Origin of the sequence: Streptomyces sp. NPDC049040 (assembly GCF_043197715.1) — a bacterium.
Lineage (GTDB): Bacteria > Actinomycetota > Actinomycetes > Streptomycetales > Streptomycetaceae > Actinacidiphila.
This window is the reverse complement of record NZ_JBICTO010000001.1, coordinates 141437-156096: the sequence shown is the minus strand read 5'-3', so window position 1 is coordinate 156096 and position 14660 is coordinate 141437. Positions and strand designations below refer to the sequence as shown.

The 14660-nt window shown below is 68.7% G+C and carries 14 protein-coding genes and 1 pseudogene; 5 read left to right on the top strand and 10 right to left on the bottom strand.

Features of this window, described 5'->3' with window-relative positions:
- Window positions 1-1581: a protein kinase gene (locus ACGFMP_RS00720; RefSeq protein ID WP_393669425.1), complete on the top strand. Its 1581-nt coding sequence runs from the start codon at window positions 1-3 to the stop codon at window positions 1579-1581.
- On the opposite strand, the pseudogene ACGFMP_RS00715 reads toward ACGFMP_RS00720, so the two are convergent.
- From ACGFMP_RS00715 to ACGFMP_RS00685, 7 genes and pseudogenes are all read right to left on the bottom strand, one after another.
- Window positions 1539-2336: pseudogene (locus ACGFMP_RS00715) on the bottom strand (DUF5131 family protein). The gene ACGFMP_RS00720 and the pseudogene ACGFMP_RS00715 sit on opposite strands and share 43 nt — an antisense overlap.
- 7 nt (window positions 2337-2343) lie before the next feature.
- Window positions 2344-3384, bottom strand: a complete 1041-nt coding sequence (locus tag ACGFMP_RS00710; RefSeq protein WP_393669424.1) for a serine hydrolase domain-containing protein — start codon at window positions 3382-3384, stop codon at window positions 2344-2346.
- 83 nt (window positions 3385-3467) lie between these two features.
- Window positions 3468-4562 (bottom strand): glycosyltransferase family 4 protein, encoded by a 1095-nt coding sequence (locus ACGFMP_RS00705; protein ID WP_393669423.1) that lies wholly within the window; start codon window positions 4560-4562, stop codon window positions 3468-3470.
- Window positions 4559-5095 (bottom strand): deoxycytidine triphosphate deaminase, encoded by a 537-nt coding sequence (locus ACGFMP_RS00700; RefSeq protein ID WP_393669422.1) that lies wholly within the window; start codon window positions 5093-5095, stop codon window positions 4559-4561. The genes ACGFMP_RS00705 and ACGFMP_RS00700 overlap by 4 nt, the downstream gene beginning before the upstream one ends.
- On the bottom strand, window positions 5092-5631 hold the full coding sequence (gene dcd / locus ACGFMP_RS00695) for a dCTP deaminase (protein WP_393670279.1): 540 nt from the start codon (window positions 5629-5631) through the stop codon (window positions 5092-5094). The genes ACGFMP_RS00700 and dcd overlap by 4 nt, the downstream gene beginning before the upstream one ends.
- Complete coding sequence (locus ACGFMP_RS00690) at window positions 5612-6838, bottom strand: bifunctional metallophosphatase/5'-nucleotidase (RefSeq protein WP_393669421.1); 1227 nt, start codon at window positions 6836-6838, stop codon at window positions 5612-5614. Before ACGFMP_RS00690 ends, dcd begins: the two co-directional genes overlap by 20 nt.
- On the bottom strand, window positions 6835-8175 hold the full coding sequence (locus ACGFMP_RS00685) for a UDP-N-acetylglucosamine 1-carboxyvinyltransferase (RefSeq protein ID WP_393669420.1): 1341 nt from the start codon (window positions 8173-8175) through the stop codon (window positions 6835-6837). The genes ACGFMP_RS00690 and ACGFMP_RS00685 overlap by 4 nt, the downstream gene beginning before the upstream one ends.
- 172 nt (window positions 8176-8347) lie before the next feature.
- On the opposite strand from ACGFMP_RS00685, the gene ACGFMP_RS00680 reads away from it, so the two are divergent.
- From ACGFMP_RS00680 to ACGFMP_RS00665, 4 genes are read left to right on the top strand one after another with little or no spacing between them, the layout of a single operon-like run.
- Window positions 8348-9613: a helix-turn-helix domain-containing protein gene (locus ACGFMP_RS00680; RefSeq protein WP_393669419.1), complete on the top strand. Its 1266-nt coding sequence runs from the start codon at window positions 8348-8350 to the stop codon at window positions 9611-9613.
- On the top strand, window positions 9610-10155 hold the full coding sequence (locus tag ACGFMP_RS00675; protein WP_393669418.1) for a flavoprotein: 546 nt from the start codon (window positions 9610-9612) through the stop codon (window positions 10153-10155). The genes ACGFMP_RS00680 and ACGFMP_RS00675 overlap by 4 nt, the downstream gene beginning before the upstream one ends.
- Before the next feature lie 51 nt (window positions 10156-10206).
- Entirely contained in the window at window positions 10207-10773 is a 567-nt protein-coding gene (locus ACGFMP_RS00670) for an ATP-binding protein (protein WP_393669417.1), read from the top strand.
- A complete protein-coding gene (locus ACGFMP_RS00665) occupies window positions 10770-11045 on the top strand; it encodes a helix-turn-helix domain-containing protein (protein WP_393669416.1) in 276 nt (91 codons plus the stop codon). Before ACGFMP_RS00670 ends, ACGFMP_RS00665 begins: the two co-directional genes overlap by 4 nt.
- Before the next feature lie 17 nt (window positions 11046-11062).
- Here the strand turns inward: ACGFMP_RS00665 and ACGFMP_RS00660 are convergent, their stop codons facing one another.
- The 3 genes from ACGFMP_RS00660 to ACGFMP_RS00650 all read right to left on the bottom strand — a co-directional run bounded on the left by ACGFMP_RS00660 (window position 11063) and on the right by ACGFMP_RS00650 (window position 14577).
- The gene (locus tag ACGFMP_RS00660; protein ID WP_393669415.1) at window positions 11063-12763 is read right to left on the bottom strand and encodes a relaxase/mobilization nuclease domain-containing protein; all 1701 of its coding nucleotides are present in this window, start codon (window positions 12761-12763) and stop codon (window positions 11063-11065) included.
- Window positions 12760-13428: a MobC family plasmid mobilization relaxosome protein gene (locus ACGFMP_RS00655; RefSeq protein ID WP_393669414.1), complete on the bottom strand. Its 669-nt coding sequence runs from the start codon at window positions 13426-13428 to the stop codon at window positions 12760-12762. The genes ACGFMP_RS00660 and ACGFMP_RS00655 overlap by 4 nt, the downstream gene beginning before the upstream one ends.
- A gap of 384 nt (window positions 13429-13812) precedes the next feature.
- On the bottom strand, window positions 13813-14577 hold the full coding sequence (locus ACGFMP_RS00650; protein WP_393669413.1) for a DUF2637 domain-containing protein: 765 nt from the start codon (window positions 14575-14577) through the stop codon (window positions 13813-13815).
- Window positions 14578-14660 lie beyond the last annotated feature (83 nt).

Here is a 14660-nt window from a genome sequence, read left to right as displayed (position 1 = left end):
ATGGCGCTGATCGTGTTCCGCGGCGAACCCAGCGAGGAGCTGGGCGATCGGTTTCGCTTGCTAGCCGAGCTTGGCAAAGGGAGCTTCGGCGAGGTGTGGCAGGCCCGGAGACTGAAGGATGGTGCCACGGTCGCGATCAAGATTCCGAAAGACCAGGAGAAGGGCGAGGAGGTGCTTCGCAAGGAGTCAGACATCATCAGGGAAATCCGTCACCCGAATATCGTTCGAGTCCACGGCTTCCACAACATCAGCGAGCTCTTCGTGATCGAGATGGAGTTCGTCGATGGCTACGACCTGGCGAAGGTCCTCGACAGCGTCAGTACGCGGGCGCCGCTCACCTTCGAACAGATGCTGGAGTGGACGATGCAGATCCTCGACGGTCTTGCTGCCGTCCACGCCGCGAACATCTCGCACAATGACCTGAAGCCGCAGAACATCCTCGTCGACAAGGCGTCCGGGGCAGCGAAGATCACCGACTTCGGGTCGAGCCGCCGGCTCGAGGACGTGTGGGTTTGGACCAAGCGCCAGGGCACGGAGGCGTACATGGCCCCAGAGGTGGCGCTTGAGGGGAAGCGCGCCCGGAACGTCAGCGACATCTACTCGATCGGCGTTCTCCTCTACGAGATGGCCACGGGACGGTTGCCCTACTCGAGCCCGCATCAGCTGCTGACCGGCGTGCAGATCGCCAAGCCTCGTGAGGTCAACCGCGATGTGCCTGCCGATCTCGAGGACGTAATCCTTCGCGCGATGGCGTGGCGGCCCGAGAACCGTTTTCAGAACTGCGGGTCGATGCGCGCCGCCGTGCAGGCATGCCTTGACCGGTTGCGCGCTGAGGCGGTGACGGCAGCCGTGCCGGCTCGCTCGGGGCCCAGCCAGCTCGGCTTCCAGCCGCCCTCGTCGAGTCCGCTCTACTACCTCGAACTGGCCAAGCAGCGGCTCGCCGAGGGCGACACTCAAGGTGCCCTGGAGGCGGCGGAGGCCGCTGTCGATCGGAGCGACGGCCATCCTCAGTACCTGCGGATGCTCGGCGGCATCTGTATGCGACTGGGGTACGACCGCAAAGCGGCCGAAGCGTACGAGCAGCTTCTCGTTGCCTTCGATCGTGGCTACCCGGTCGAGGGTCAGCAGCGACGCGACGTGCTCGAGCGACTCGGTCAGCTGTACACCAGCCTCCAGCGGTACGGCGACGCGGTGGCGATCTACGAGCGCCTTGTGGACGCCGTCAACCGGCCGTACTCGCGGTTCCGGCTCGCCGTCGCGGCGGGACTTGATGGCGATTATGGGCGCGCGATCCCGTTGCTCGAGACCGTTCGAGCGGAGCGGCCGGATGCCGTCGTCGTCTACTCCAAGCTCGGGTGGGCGCACGCCCTCAACGGGAACGATCGCCTCGCTCTCAGCTTCTACAACCAGGCCCTGGCGCTTGACGCCTTCGACCTGTTCAGCCTCTTCGAGCTCGGGAAGTACTACTTCATGGTCGGTGATCGGCGACGCGCCCGGGAGTACTTTGAGCGAGTCATGGACGCGGACAAGCAGGGCTTCTACGGCGACCGCGTCCGCGAGCTCACGAGTCCGACAGCCTGAGCTCGGCCCACAGATCGCGCTGGTTCTGTGCCCAACGTCGCTGCCGTTGGCCGATTTTGATGGCGTAGGGTCTCGTCCTTGTGGCACGTGATCGCATAGCCGGGGACAACTTCCCGGAGCGGGGTCCGAATGGGGCTGCTGACCGGGACGTTCACGCCGGAGCTGTCGGAGTCGTTGCAGACGTCGCGGATCTCTGTGAGCCATTCCTCGCGCACAGGTCGGTGGCCGGGTCCAGACTCGCTGCCGGCGATGACCCAGCCGATACCGTCGAGGCGCAATCCGCTCAGCGGCCCGAGTAGCGGCTCGCACGACTAGAAGCGACCTGCGGCGGGTACCTGCCGCCAGTCGTCGACCCGGTCGCGTTCTCGACCGAGACGCCCACTGGAGGGCCAGTCGAGTTGATCCGCCACTCGTCGAAGCCACCGTGCCCGCTTCGTCAGCAACTGGTAGGTGTGCTGAGGCGTCTCGGCGATCACCTCGAACACCTGGCGTACGAAGTCCACCGGAACCCTCGCGTGGAACAAGTCGTTCCGTTCGGGTCCCACAGACGTCGGGCACTGTCGTACTGAGGGCTTCTGAACCGTCCGCGACGTGCTCCGCAGAGGTGTTGCGCGACTGGCGGGTGCCGATCCGCGTGTCGGCGAACCTTGTCCGTGTGGCTCGCTGTTATGCGTGACTGGCGGAGCGGAGACAGGGGCGGCGTCCCCAGCGGCGAGCGTCAGCGAGCCGCCCTGATCCTGTGTGTGGGGGGGCATCGAGTGCCTATGGCCTACCGAATGCCCGGGAGCGGAAGTCGTTGCGGATGTCTGTAAGCGGAGCGCGGTCGCGGGTGTAGTAGAGCTTGTTGGTGAGGAGGACGGCCCACTTCTGGTGGGTGGGGGAGATCCACATTGCGGTGCCGGTGAAGCCGTAGTGGACCCAGGTGTCGTCGGCTTCGGGAGTGGTACCAGGGGCGGGGTGCCAGAAGAGGCCGCGGGCGGGGGTCAGGTCGCCGGTGTGGATGCGGAGGGAGTTCGCGATCCACGTAGGCCCGAAGGCGGCCTGGGTGGGCTTGAGCATGTGGCGGGCGAAGGCCGCGAGGTCGGTGGCGGTGGAGAAGACGCCGGCGATGCCGCAGACGCCGCCGAGGAGGCGGGCGGAGAAGTCGTGGGCTGTGCCCTTGAGGTGGCGGCCGGTCTCGTCGTTCAGCTCGGTGGGGGCGCTGCGGGTCACCGACTCTGCAGGGAGGGGGCCGAAGGTGGTCTCCGTCATGCCAAGGGGCTGCCAGATGCGGGTTCGGGCGAGGCGGTCGAGTGGCTCTCCCGAGAGGTATTCCGCCAGGTAACCGAGGATGAGGGCGGCGCGGTCGGTGTATTCGACGGCTTCGCCGGGTGGGCGGTGGAGTGCTTCGTGGAGGACGCCGTCGCGGATGTCCTGGGAGTCGGTGCCGTGGAGGTTGCGCAGGTTGGCACGTAGGGGGAGGCCCGCAGTGTGGGTCAGCAACTGGTGGGCTGTGACCGGACCGAGGGGGTGGCCCTTGGCCTCGGGCCAGAAGCTGCCGAGCGGGGTGTCGAGCTGGAGTTTTCCTGCTTCGACGAGGGTGCCGATGGTGGACCAGACGGCGAGGACCTTGGTGAGGCTGGCGATGTCGAAGACGGTGTCGAGTCGCATCGGCTTGTCTGGCTCGGATGGGTCGAGCAGACCGACAGCTCCGCTGGCCGTGGTGCCGTCTGCGTCGCCGACGGCCCAGACGGCGCCCGGGTAGACCTTGTCGCGTACGCCGTCGTCCAGGAGCTGGTGGATGCGGTCGGTATCGAGCGTCATGGTCTCCCCGTCGAGTGCTGGAGGTTGCCCTGCGGACAGCGTAGTGAGACCGCGGAAGGTGGGTGGGCACGCCACGGCGGCGGTCAGTTCAGTTGCCTGCCGAGGTCGGTCAGGGCGGTAGCCGTGGCGCTGAGTGGGTAGCGGGCGGCGTTGGCGCGGCCCGCGGTGCGTAGGGCGACGAGTAGGCCGGAAGTCGTACGGAGTCGGGTGAGGTCGCGCGTGAGGGTGGCGGGAGTGCTGAAGTCGGTTGCCATGCCGGTGGAGGCGAGGGTCTCGTTGAGGCCGGGGACGGGTTGGTAGAGGACGGGCAGTCCGCAGGCCTGGGCTTCGAGGGCGACCAGGCCCATGGCTTCGAACGTGGTCGAGGGCATGACCAGTACGTCGTGGTCGGCGAAGGCTTTCCACAGCTGTGGACGGCGGAGCCACCCGAGGTAGTGAACGTGCACTCCCAGGCGGTGCAGCAGCGGTGCCAGGGCGTGGAACTGGGCGGGCGGGGCCGCGATGCTCAGTTCTGTCGCGGGCGTGGCGGTGAGGGAGTCGACGAGAGCCTCGACGCCCTTCTCCGAGGCGAGGCGGCCGGCGTACAGCAGCCGTAGGTGGTCGGTGCGGCGCGGGCGCGGGCTCGCCGCCGAGGACAGGAGCTGGTCCGGAATGCCCCAGGGGATCAGCTCGATCTTTCGGCGAGTGGTTCCGGGGGCGAGCGCGAGGAGCCGGTCCGCCATTGCCTTGGTGGGGACCACGATGGTGTCCACTGCTCTGGCGCAGTGCTGGAGGACGTCGCGCTGGTCCGGGTACATCGAGGCGTAGAGAAGATCGGTGCCGTGGACCAGGGCGATCCGGCGGGCTACGGGGAGCGCTCGGAGGAGGGCGGGGGAGGCTCCGAAGGCGAGGTGGTGAAGGTGGAGCGTGCTCACCTCCTCCGGCTGGATGGCGCTCGTGACGGCGGCCCGCAGCCTCTCGACGTACGCGTTGAACGCCCTTCCTTCCAGACACTTGCCTGAGACGTTGAGGAGGTGGAGCCCCTGCGGCAGCAAAGGCGGCTTCCCGCCGGACGCCAGCATGAAAGCGGCAGCTGGAATGAGTGGTTGACCCCCTGTGTAGAGGTCAAGGAAGAGTTCGACGCTTCCACCGGGGCTGGGGAAGGGCAGGTCCAGGAGGGTGGCCACGGCGGGGGTCATGAACGTCCCCCTCGGAGTTCCTCGTAAAGGCGGGAGGTCTCGACGCCTCGGCTGGCCGCGTACTTCAGGCCATGCTGCTGATAGCTCGCCGCCGCGCCGAGGGTGTGGAGGAAGGCGAGCTTGCCGAAGGTCATCCGGGGATAGACGCGCACGGGCCTGGCCACGCGGATCTCCAACGTCCACCGGATGGCGTGGCCCTGGTGTCCGAGGGGTGCCGAGACGTGGACCCAGATGCCGAGGGTACCGATGCTGCGGTTGCCGTTGAGTAGCTGTGCGTACCGTTCCGAGCGGGTCTTCTCGTAGGTGTCGCCTAGGTAGAGCACCCCTGGCCGCAGGACGAATCCGGTGGCTCCCAGGGGGATTTCGGTAACGCCTGTAGGCCGTGCGGCGTCGAGAGCGCCATCGCAGGCGAGCAGGAGTTCGCCGAGCCGCCAGTCGTAGGCGTTCGGGGAGAGGCGCGTCGGGTCGAAGGGCTCGATGGTGATCTCACCCGCCGTGTGGGCCGCGGCGATGGCGGCTCCCGTGAGGATCACGAGGCGGCCCTCGACGCCGGGACGAGGTCGCGCCAGTAGGCAGACGCCTGCGGACCGTCGGCGGACTGATATTTACCCGCGTACGGCGTGATCGGGCCGACGGCGACGAAGAACATGACCTGCCCGATCTTCATGCCGGCGTAGACCCGTAGCGGCCTGATCGGGGACAGCATCAGCGTCCACTGACCATGGAAGCCGATATCTCCGATTGGGGCGGTGATCTCCACGAACAGGCCGAGGCGTCCGACCGAGGAGCGGCCGAAGAGCAACGGGACGAAGATGTCCGAGCCCACGCGTTCGACGGTGTGGCCGAGGTAGAGCTGGCCGGGCTCCAGTACGTGTCCCTCGCTGCCGATCTCGACGTGGCGGGTGGGGTTGGGGCGGTGTGCGTCGAGGACGTCCTCGGCGTAGACGAGCAGGGTCGACCCGAGACGGACGTTGTAGCTGTTGGGATTGACCTGGCTCTGGTCGAACGGCGAGATGCGTAAGCGTCCGTCGCTGGCGGCAAGGGTGATTTCAGGGCCGGTGAGGATCAAGGGAGGTCCCATCGGTGAGGGCGTGCCGCACGGCCTGAGCCAGCGGAATGCCAGCCGTCTCCGCAGGCGCTGCCAAGACGTCGGCGAGATAGCCAGTGGTCAGAATGGTTCGCGGGCGTGGTGGGAGCGGGACCGGGGCCGTCACGATCGGGCCTGCGTACGCCGTGATGTGGGCTGCCAGGGAATCCGGGTTGTCCTGGAAGTGCTCGGGGACGGTCGCGCGTACGAGGTGGTTGTCGAACGGCTCGACGGCGAGGAGGTCACCGCGCGTCAGGGTGCCGCTGAGCGTGGCGGTCCGCAGGGCGGTTTCGTTGAGCAGCACCGCGTCCGTCGGGGCCTGGGCCTCCACGCGGAGTCGGTTCACCACGTCGGTCAGCAGCGCTCGACGATCCAGGGCGGAGTGCCGGTACGGCGCGCTCACCGGACCCAGCGCCACGGAGAGCTGTCGTCCGGCAGCGCGGATCCGGGCTCGTAGCGGCTCCAGTTCGTCCGAGAGATGGGACGGTCCGGTGTCGGGGAAGCGGGAGACCTGCGCGGCCCAGCCACGGTCGGACGGCTCGGCGCAGGCGTATCCGGCGCCGAGTTCGTATCCCTTGAGGACGGTCGTGTTGCCTACGTGGACGGGTCCGTACTGACTGCCGTGGCAGTGGCCGGCGAAGATGACGTCGATGAACGGGCACGTCCGGGCGAGACGCAAGTCCTCCTCGAAGCCGGAGTGGCTCAGCACTATCCAGGAGTCCACCTCCTCGTGCGCGAGCTGCAGTTCGCGGAGCGCCTGGGCCGGGTCGACCACGCGCTGGCCGACGCATTGGGCGTAGGGGATGGCGTTGAACGCCTGGAAGCCGAGTACGCCGGTCACCGCCGTCGTTCGGCCGCCGATACGGCGAAAGTCCACCGGGCGGAAGAGCCGCCGACCGCCCGCCTCGTATGCGTTGGCACAGACGGTGATGCGGTGCAGGTCGGGTTCGAAGTAGTGCCGCCAGCCGTGGTTGCCGGGCGCGACCACGTCGTACAGCGCGAGCAGGGTCGCCAGCTCTAGTGCGCCACCGCCGAGGCGGTAGTAGCCGGTGCCTTCGAAGAAGTCGCCGCTGTCCATGATGAGGGTGTCCGAGCGGGCGGCGCACAGACACGAAAGCATCGGCCCAGCCTCGCCCAAGGCGGAGTGGAAGTCGGTAGTGGCGATTATGCGTTTGAGCAGCCGCGTCATGGAGTGACCTCGCAGATGTCCGCGCCGAGCGACCGGAGTTTGCCCGGCAGGTCGGCGTGACCGCGGCGGAGCTGTTCGAGGCCGCCGAGGGTGGTGATGCCGTCGGCGGTCAATCCCGCGATGAGGAGGGCGGCTCCGGTGCGGATATCGGTGGTCTCCACGCCCGCGCCTGTCAGCCGTTGCGGACCAAAGAAGCGGCACTGCGTAGGCGAGAGCTCCTCGATGTCCGCGCCCATGCTGCGGAGTTGGGGGATCAGGTTCGTGTGGCGGCCGGGGTTGATCGTGTCCGCGAAGGCGTGGTGCCCGGGTACGCCGAGCGCCAGCGCCAGCAGGGAGGGTTCGAAGTCGGCGTCGAGGCCGTCAGGGGACAGGGAAGCCGAAGCGTGCAACGGGCGCTCGACGGGGCTGATCTCCCGTGCGTCCACGACGAACGCGTCGGGCTCCTCAGTGATCGTGATGCCGGCTTGCCGCAGTTGTGCCACCACGGGGGCGACGTCACGGCTCCGGACGCCCTCGATGCGGGCGACACCGCCAGTGGCGGCGACCGTGCAGGCCAGGGTTCCGGCCTCGATCTTGTCGCCCGGCACAGACCAGGAGTTGGTGCCTTCCACCAAGTGGCTTGGCGGGACGAGTACGAGGAGGTCCCGGCGTACTCCGAGGTCCCAGCCGATTGTCTCCAACGCATCGAGCACGCCGAGCACTTCGGGCGAGAGGTTCGGCCTGGCCAGCTGCAGTTCGCTCCCGGAGACGACCGCACGCAGGACTGCTACAACCGTCGCTCCACGGGAGCGGAACGGCAGGGCCACGGACACGGTGCCGCGATGGATACGCGCCATTTCTACGTCGTAACCCTGCTGGTGAGTCGTGCACCGGTCGCCGTAAGCCTCGTACACCCGGAAGTGCTGCTCCATGCCGCGGTCGCCGATGCGGCACCCGCCGGGCCAGGGCAGACGAGCCCGCCCGTAGAGGGCGAGCAGCGCGGGGACCAGGTAGTACGAGGCCCGGATACGGCCCGCGGCGGTGAAGAGTTCGGGAGCCGTCCGTCGGGCGCTGTCCGGCGAGATCAGCGCGGTGGCCGCTGGGCCGGGGAATCCGACCACATCGAGGCCGGCTTCTCGTAGGAGCGCGATCATGACGTGGACGTCGGTGCTGTCGGGGAGATTGCTCAGGTGCACGGGCGAGCGGAGTGCGGCTGCCGCGGCCAGCAGCGGCAGGGACGCGTTCTTCGAACCGTCGACGGTCACCGTGCCGGTAAGTGGTGGTCCGGGGCGAACAGCAACGACTTCGGCGGCCGTGGTCGGAGCGGTGCCTCGTGGATTGAGGTACTGCGGTTCCATACGGGACCTCCTGGATGGGTATGGCTCACCACGAAACCGTTGAGGGTGCCGGCCAATCCACCTGACCTGCTAGTGCTGCATGGGTTATGCAGACCCCGCATGGGAGGTAGGCGGGGTGGTCCGGGGCCCTGTTCAGAGGGGAGGATCGGCGACGGCGGAGGGAGCCGTGCGCGTGGCCGCAGAGCAGGACGAGGCGAAGAAGATCGGCGAGATCCTGCGGCATGCGCGTGTGCTCGCGAGACGTTCTCAGACAGATGTCGCGATCGCGTTGGGGTACCACCAGTCAAAGGTCAGCCGCCTCGAACAGGGGTGGGGGACCGAGGACTTACGCGTGCTGCGCGCCGTGGCCGCAGAACTCGGCATCCCTGTGGAGATGCTGGGACTGGCGACGGCCCCCATCGCCGGCAACGCTGATCGAGAGACCATAGAGGACATGCACCGTCGCACATTCCTTGCCGCGGGCGTTGTCACGCTGGCGGCACCTGCGCCGTCGGCAATCCCGTACGGGGAACTCGTCCAGTCGCTTCTTCCCGGCGTTGTGCCGGCAGCGAGCACCAAAGAAGAGAGTCTTCCTGAACTGGCAGGCAGGATGGCCAGGTTGCGGGCCCTTTTCTCCGCCTGCGATTACGCCCGGCTCGAACAGCAACTGCCCGCCCTTATCGGGGACCTGCGCTGCGCTGCCACCAGTTCCTCGGAGGTGACCGGCATGCTGGCCGCCGCCTACCAGACCTCCGCGAGCCTGCTCCTCAAGCATGGCGACCACGGACACGCGTGGCTCGCAGTGGGGCGGGCCATGGCAGAGGCTGAGCGGTCCGGCGACCCGGTCGTGCTGGCCTCCAGTGTGCGCTTGCACGCCCACCTGCTGGCGAGGGAGCATCACGCCGCCCAGGCGGTCACCTTGGTCCGGCACACCGTGGACCAGATGGCGGGTTCGTACGACCGGCGGTCTCCCCGGCATCTTGCTGTCCTGGGGATGCTGCTCCTGCGAGGAGTGACGGCGGCCGGTCTCGGTGGCGACCGTAGCGCGGTGAAGGACTTCCTCACCGAGGCACGGGAGGTCGCCGGGATGATGCCGGGCAGCGAGCCAGACAAGTGGTCCAACTTCAGCTCGATCAACGTGGAACTGCACGCAATGAATGCATCCGTTCTCCTCGGCGACGCGGGACTGGCGCTTCAGGCCGCACGGCCGCTCATGCGCCGGCACATCCCGGTCCCGGAGCGCCGGGCTGCACTGTGGACGGACGCTGCCCGTGCGTACAGCCAGCAGGGTCGTCTCGCCGACGGCCTTCAGGCGCTGCGTATCGCCGAGAGCTGCGCTGCCCAGGACGTACGGCGTCCCGCCGTGCGGGAGCTGGTAGCCGACATGGCTGCGCGCGACCGCCGTCGTACGCTGCCGGAACTGCATCACTTCGCCCGTCGGTTGGGAGTGCCCGCGTGAGCGATTCGCCGAAGAGGCCGTTCCTGTACGTCGTCGTGTGCGCGGCCGGTGTGGCCCCGGACGTGGGGACGCTGATCTCGGCAGCGCAGGACCGGGGCTGGGGCGTGGGCGTCGTCGCTACGCCGCTCGGGCTCGGCTTCATCGACCAGGCGGCGGTCGAGGCGCGGACGGGGTATCCGGTCCGGTCGGCGTGGCGAAAGCCGGGAGACGTGCGCCCGTTGCCGCCGGCCGACGCGATCGCGGTGGCGCCGGCGACCTTCAACACAGTCAACAAATGGGCGGCCGGCATCTCTGACACGCTCGCGCTCGGAATCCTGTGCGAGGCGTACGGGATGGGCATTCCCACGGCCGTGCTGCCGTACGTGAACAGCGCGATGGCCGCCCACCCCGCGTACGGCGAGAGCCTGTCGCGACTGCGCACGATGGGTGTCCTGATCAGCAGCTACGAACCCCATCCGCCGAAGTCCGGGGGAGGCGCGGACCGATTTCGGTGGGAAGAGGCGCTGGAACTGCTCGCGCCGGGACTGGATATCCGGGACTGACCCCCCCGGCGCCGGGGGCGGCTCGCCGCGCGCCATTTATGCAGAGCGTGCATGAGCGGAAGCACTGTGTGCATGAAGCGTGGTCCGCGGTACGGCTTCACCGCTTTGGTCTTCCTGAGACACGTCGATGGACACCAAGTGGGGAGAGACCTGATGACGCATTCGGGAAGCCGCGACGACGAACCGATTCTGGTGAGGCAGTGGCCGCGCAGCGCTCGATGTGTGAGCGTGGCTCGCCAGGAATTGCGGCGGCAGCTGGGGGCTTGGGGGCTGAGCGGACTCGCGGATACTGCTGAGCTGGTTCTATCGGAACTCTTCAGCAACGCGGTCAGGCACGCCCTCCCTCCTCGTGGGCGCGAGATCGAGACGCGCTACGAGCGAGCGCTCGGCGGCGTGCGCATCGAAGTGCACGACGCCAACGAGAACTGGCCCGAACTCCGGAAGGCGACCGCGGATGAGGAATGCGGACGAGGCCTTCTTCTCGTGGACGCGCTCACCGCCTCGCGGTGGGGTGTGAGCGAGCGCGATGGCGTGGGGAAGCGGGTATGGGCGGTCGTCGCCGACGACGACCCTGCCCCCATTGATTCCCCGGACGTCCAGCAGCGAGCGTCCCGGTGACCGACAACAGCGCTGAGCGCACCGCGAGGAGACGGGTCCGGCCGCGGAGGCTGCACCAGGAGCCGGAGGCCGTGACGTGGGCGAGGGAGAAGGCCGGTCTTACGAAACGGGCGCTGGCCAGCCAAGTCGATATCTCCGAACAGTTGATGGGGGAGATCGAGTCCGGGTGGCGCAGCGCGACCCCCGCGAATCTGGCGAGGATCGCAGCAGCCTTGAACTGCCCGTTGGTAGTTCTGGAGCGCAAGCGGCAATCAGCGGAGGGCTATCACTGATGTGAGCTTTGACGTGGTCATCGGTGGCGGCGGTTGTCGGGGTCGGACGGACGAGCAGCAGGTTGGGACGTCGCGGTGTCTGCCCCATTTCGAACAGTTGGGAGGACGGTGCTGCGGGCTTGGGCGGCTCGGGCCAGAGGGCTTAGCGGGGTCCGCTGGCTGAGGCGTTGCAGGCGCCAGGTGAGGACTTGTGCGGGGGAGCGAGCGTCGTCGAGGGCGCGTTGGTCTGCTGCTTGGTGGAGGAGTTGGGTGGGGTCGTGGCCGGTGGTTTCGGCGTCGGTGAGGGTGGTGGCGAGGGCTGGCCAGGTGGGGTCGTTGAGGATCTGGTCGGCGTGGGTGGGGATGGTCCGGCGTATGCGTTGGGCGTGGCGTTCGATGGCTGATTGGGACGGCTGGCGTTGGGCGAGGTCGGCCAGGGGCGCGGGTGCGGCCTGGTCGTAGGCGGCTTGGAGGTCGGCGAGGGTGCGGCGGGTGGCTTCGACTTGCTGGTTGTGGTGGCGGGCGGCGTGCCAGCGCTGAATTGCCATGGCGGCGAGGATGGCGGCGTCGAGGAACATGGCGATGCCCGCGCTGTCACCGCCTATCGGTCGGCGAGCGATGGCGTGGATGGCTCCGCGTAGGGCGCGTGCGTGGTGGTGGTCGGCTTGGATGCGGGAGCGGCTGGCGCGTTCGAAGTCGATGGCTGCTTGGCGGAGCTGGGGTCGCAGGTTCGTGGGGGCCCGGAGGGGCAGCGCGTCGAGAGCTTCGGCAAAAGCGGCGATGTGGGCCTGGGAGGCTGCGTCCTCGGTGCCGGCGAGGTGGTAGGGGATGCGTTCGGTGGCGGCGGTGGCCTGGTACCAGGGGTTGGGTCGGCGGGCACCGGCTGCCGTGACCGGTTCGGTGGCGGTGAGGCGGGCGCGGATCTGGGGGTAGGACAGGTCGGGGGCGAGGGTGGAGCCGGAAAACCAGATGGGTTGGCCTGCGGCGTTGGTGTCGCCGTCGAGCGCGACTTTGTAGCCGCGGATGTCGCCGGACGGGAAGCGGAGGACTTCCACCTTCATGCCGCTGCTGGCCAGGTAGTGGAAGAACTCCTCGGGGGTGGCGGCTACGGCGACGATGGTGCGGATGGTGGCGCGGAGCTGTTCGCGCGGGGTGCGCTGGCGGCCGGCGCGGTGGGCCTTTTCGGTTTCGGCGCGGGTGGGGCGTTTGGCGGCGGTGCCGTCACCGGGCGTGACGCGGCGCAGTCCGTAGTCGACCTCGATCTGGCGGGCTTCTGTTTGGGCGCGTTTGTAGGAGTAGGAGTCGCGGGGTTTGGTGCCGTCCTGGCGGACCTTGGTGGCCAGGATGTGGATGTGGTCGTCGGCGTGGCGGACGGCGATCCAGCGGCAGGCGCCGTCGTCGCCTTCGGGCGCGATGCTGGTGGCGTGGACCATGCGGCGGGCGATGTCGGCCCACTGCGTATCGGTGAGCACGGGGTCTTCGGGGGCAGCGCGCACCGAGCAGTGCCAGACAGGCTGGTTGGGGCGCTCGGCGGGGTCGACGGCTTCGACGGGCAGGTCGAGGTAGCTGGCCAGCTGTTTGAAGGTGGCGCCGGGATCGCGGGCGGGGTCCGGGGCCAGGCCGTCGAAGGAGGCGACGAGGTGCGGGTCGGTGTGGGCCTCGTGGCCGCGGCCGGTGCGGTAGAGGTAGCCGATCGCGCCGGCGGTGTTGGAGCCGGGCTTGTGGATGGAAGGGATCATGCGCGGTCGGCCAACGTCTGGGCTGCGGCTTCGAGGCGGGCGGCGACACGGCGGACGTCGGCGAGGGCGGCTTCGGCGCCGATGGGGTCGCCGCCGGAGTTGATGGCGCGGGCGATTTGGTTGATGTTGTTGCCGATCCGGGCCAGGTCGGTTCGGGCGGCGATGAGTTCGCGGATGGTGCCGCGCAGGTCGAGCAGGTTTGCTGCGACGCGGTTGATGTCGTGGGCGGCTGCGAGGGATGCCTGGGCCATGAACTTGGCGAGGCTCGCGCCGGTGTGGTCGGCGGCGGCTTTCACTTGGGCGCGTTCGGTGGTGCTGAGGCGGACGCTGACGGCGTCGCGCTGCTTGTTCTGACGCGTACGGCTGCGTCGCTGTGGTCGCGTACGGGTCGGGGCTGTCTTTGGTGCGGGGCCGCCCTCGGGCCCGCAACCGGTACCGGTCGCCGCCTGGCGGCCGGTGTCCTGCGCCACCCCCGGGGCGCAGGACCGCGTGCTGGGCGCTCCCCCGACGGGGGAGTGTCCCAGCGCACAACTTGCTCCGCCGGAGGCTGGGCTTTTGGTGGTCTCCGTGCCGCTGAGGGGGTGGGCGGTGGCGGTGCCGGTCTCGTCGGGGACGGGGCGGGTGCGTGGGGTGGGGATGGCGGGGGTTTCGTGGCGGATGGACATCTGGGCGCTCGTTTCGGCGAGGGAGGGTGTGTGGGTGGGTCGGAGCGGACGCTGCTGCGTCCCGGTCTCGTGCTGAGGGGTTGCGGTGCTGTGTTCTGTCGCGGATCAGGCAGGGGTTCCGTGGCGGAACGGGGTTCTTGTTCAGTGATGGAACGAGGCGAGGGGCGTCTGTTCAGTTTCAGAACACGGCCTCTGTTCAGTTACTGAACGGCCCCGCTGTTCAGTAACTGAACAGGTGAGCTTCCGCCAGGCCGTGTTGAGAGGCCCGTGGGGGGTGGTCCGGGGGCTTTCGGGCGGGGGACCGCCGCTTCGGGTGTTGACCGGTTGACTGGTTGGGCGGACCAGGTGGGGCTGGTCCGCCGTTTGAGCTGGGGAAACTTCCGGTCAGTGGCTGTCGCGTTCGCGGCGAAGCGTGGCGATGAGCTGGGTGAGGCGGTCTTCGCTGATGGTGTGGCCGGCGGCGCGGATGGTCTCGCGGACCACGGCGCGGGTGGGGGTTTCGTGCAGGTGGAAGGCGGGGCGGGTGAGGTCGAGGAGTTCGTCGAGTTCCGCGCTGGGTGGCCTGCCGATGCGGCGGACCGGGTGGGCTGTTTCGTGGCGTGCCGGGGTGGGTTCGGGGTGGGTGTGCTGGATCTCCTGCTCGGGGGCGACTGGAGTCTCGTGCTGGTGCTCGGCGGTTTCGGGCTGCGTGACGGTGCCGGTCGTCGGCGGGGTGGTGTCGGCGCGGGTGATGAGGATGTGGAGGTGGACGGCTCCGGCGAGGGCGAGCGGGGCGATGGTGGACAGGATGCCGACGGTGGCGTCGTCCAGGTGCAGGCCGGTGGTGTGGGTTTGCTGGTTGAGGCGGATGGCGTGGAGGGCGTTGGCCCAGACGCTGGCCAACGTGGCGGTGGCGAAGAGGGTCCAGGTGTAGAGGCGGGCGCGGAAGGGCGCGTTGCGCAGGACGAGGAGGGCGCGCACCCCGTAGGCGATGAAGCCGTCGATGACCAGGGGGAAGAGGTAGGTCAGGGCGGGGCGTATGTGGATGGCGATGGCGATCTGCTGGAGGGCGTCGTAGGAGAGGGTGCAGCCGGCGGCGCCGAGGAGCGCGACGGCGGCGCGGTCCCAGGCGGTTGCCTGGTGGGCCGCGGTGCGGGTGTTCGGGGGCATGCGGGAACTCCGGTGTGGGTTCTGCTTCCGCGCGCGGGCAGGCGTCGGCGGAGGAGCGAGGCGGGGGAGTGGCGTGACAGCGG

Excerpts from the sequence above, each read along its gene's own strand:
- ACGFMP_RS00720 (WP_393669425.1), top strand. The coding sequence starts at position 1 with ATGGCGCTGATCGTGTTCCGCGGCGAACCCAGCGAGGAGCTGGGCGAT.
- ACGFMP_RS00705 (WP_393669423.1), bottom strand. The coding sequence starts at position 4,562 with ATGACCCCCGCCGTGGCCACCCTCCTGGACCTGCCCTTCCCCAGCCCC.
- ACGFMP_RS00660 (WP_393669415.1), bottom strand. The coding sequence starts at position 12,763 with ATGATCCCTTCCATCCACAAGCCCGGCTCCAACACCGCCGGCGCGATC.
- ACGFMP_RS00690 (WP_393669421.1), bottom strand. The coding sequence starts at position 6,838 with ATGACGCGGCTGCTCAAACGCATAATCGCCACTACCGACTTCCACTCC.
- ACGFMP_RS00650 (WP_393669413.1), bottom strand. The coding sequence starts at position 14,577 with ATGCCCCCGAACACCCGCACCGCGGCCCACCAGGCAACCGCCTGGGAC.
- ACGFMP_RS00685 (WP_393669420.1), bottom strand. The coding sequence starts at position 8,175 with ATGGAACCGCAGTACCTCAATCCACGAGGCACCGCTCCGACCACGGCC.
- ACGFMP_RS00710 (WP_393669424.1), bottom strand. The coding sequence starts at position 3,384 with ATGACGCTCGATACCGACCGCATCCACCAGCTCCTGGACGACGGCGTA.
- ACGFMP_RS00670 (WP_393669417.1), top strand. The coding sequence starts at position 10,207 with ATGAGCGGAAGCACTGTGTGCATGAAGCGTGGTCCGCGGTACGGCTTC.
- ACGFMP_RS00655 (WP_393669414.1), bottom strand. The coding sequence starts at position 13,428 with ATGTCCATCCGCCACGAAACCCCCGCCATCCCCACCCCACGCACCCGC.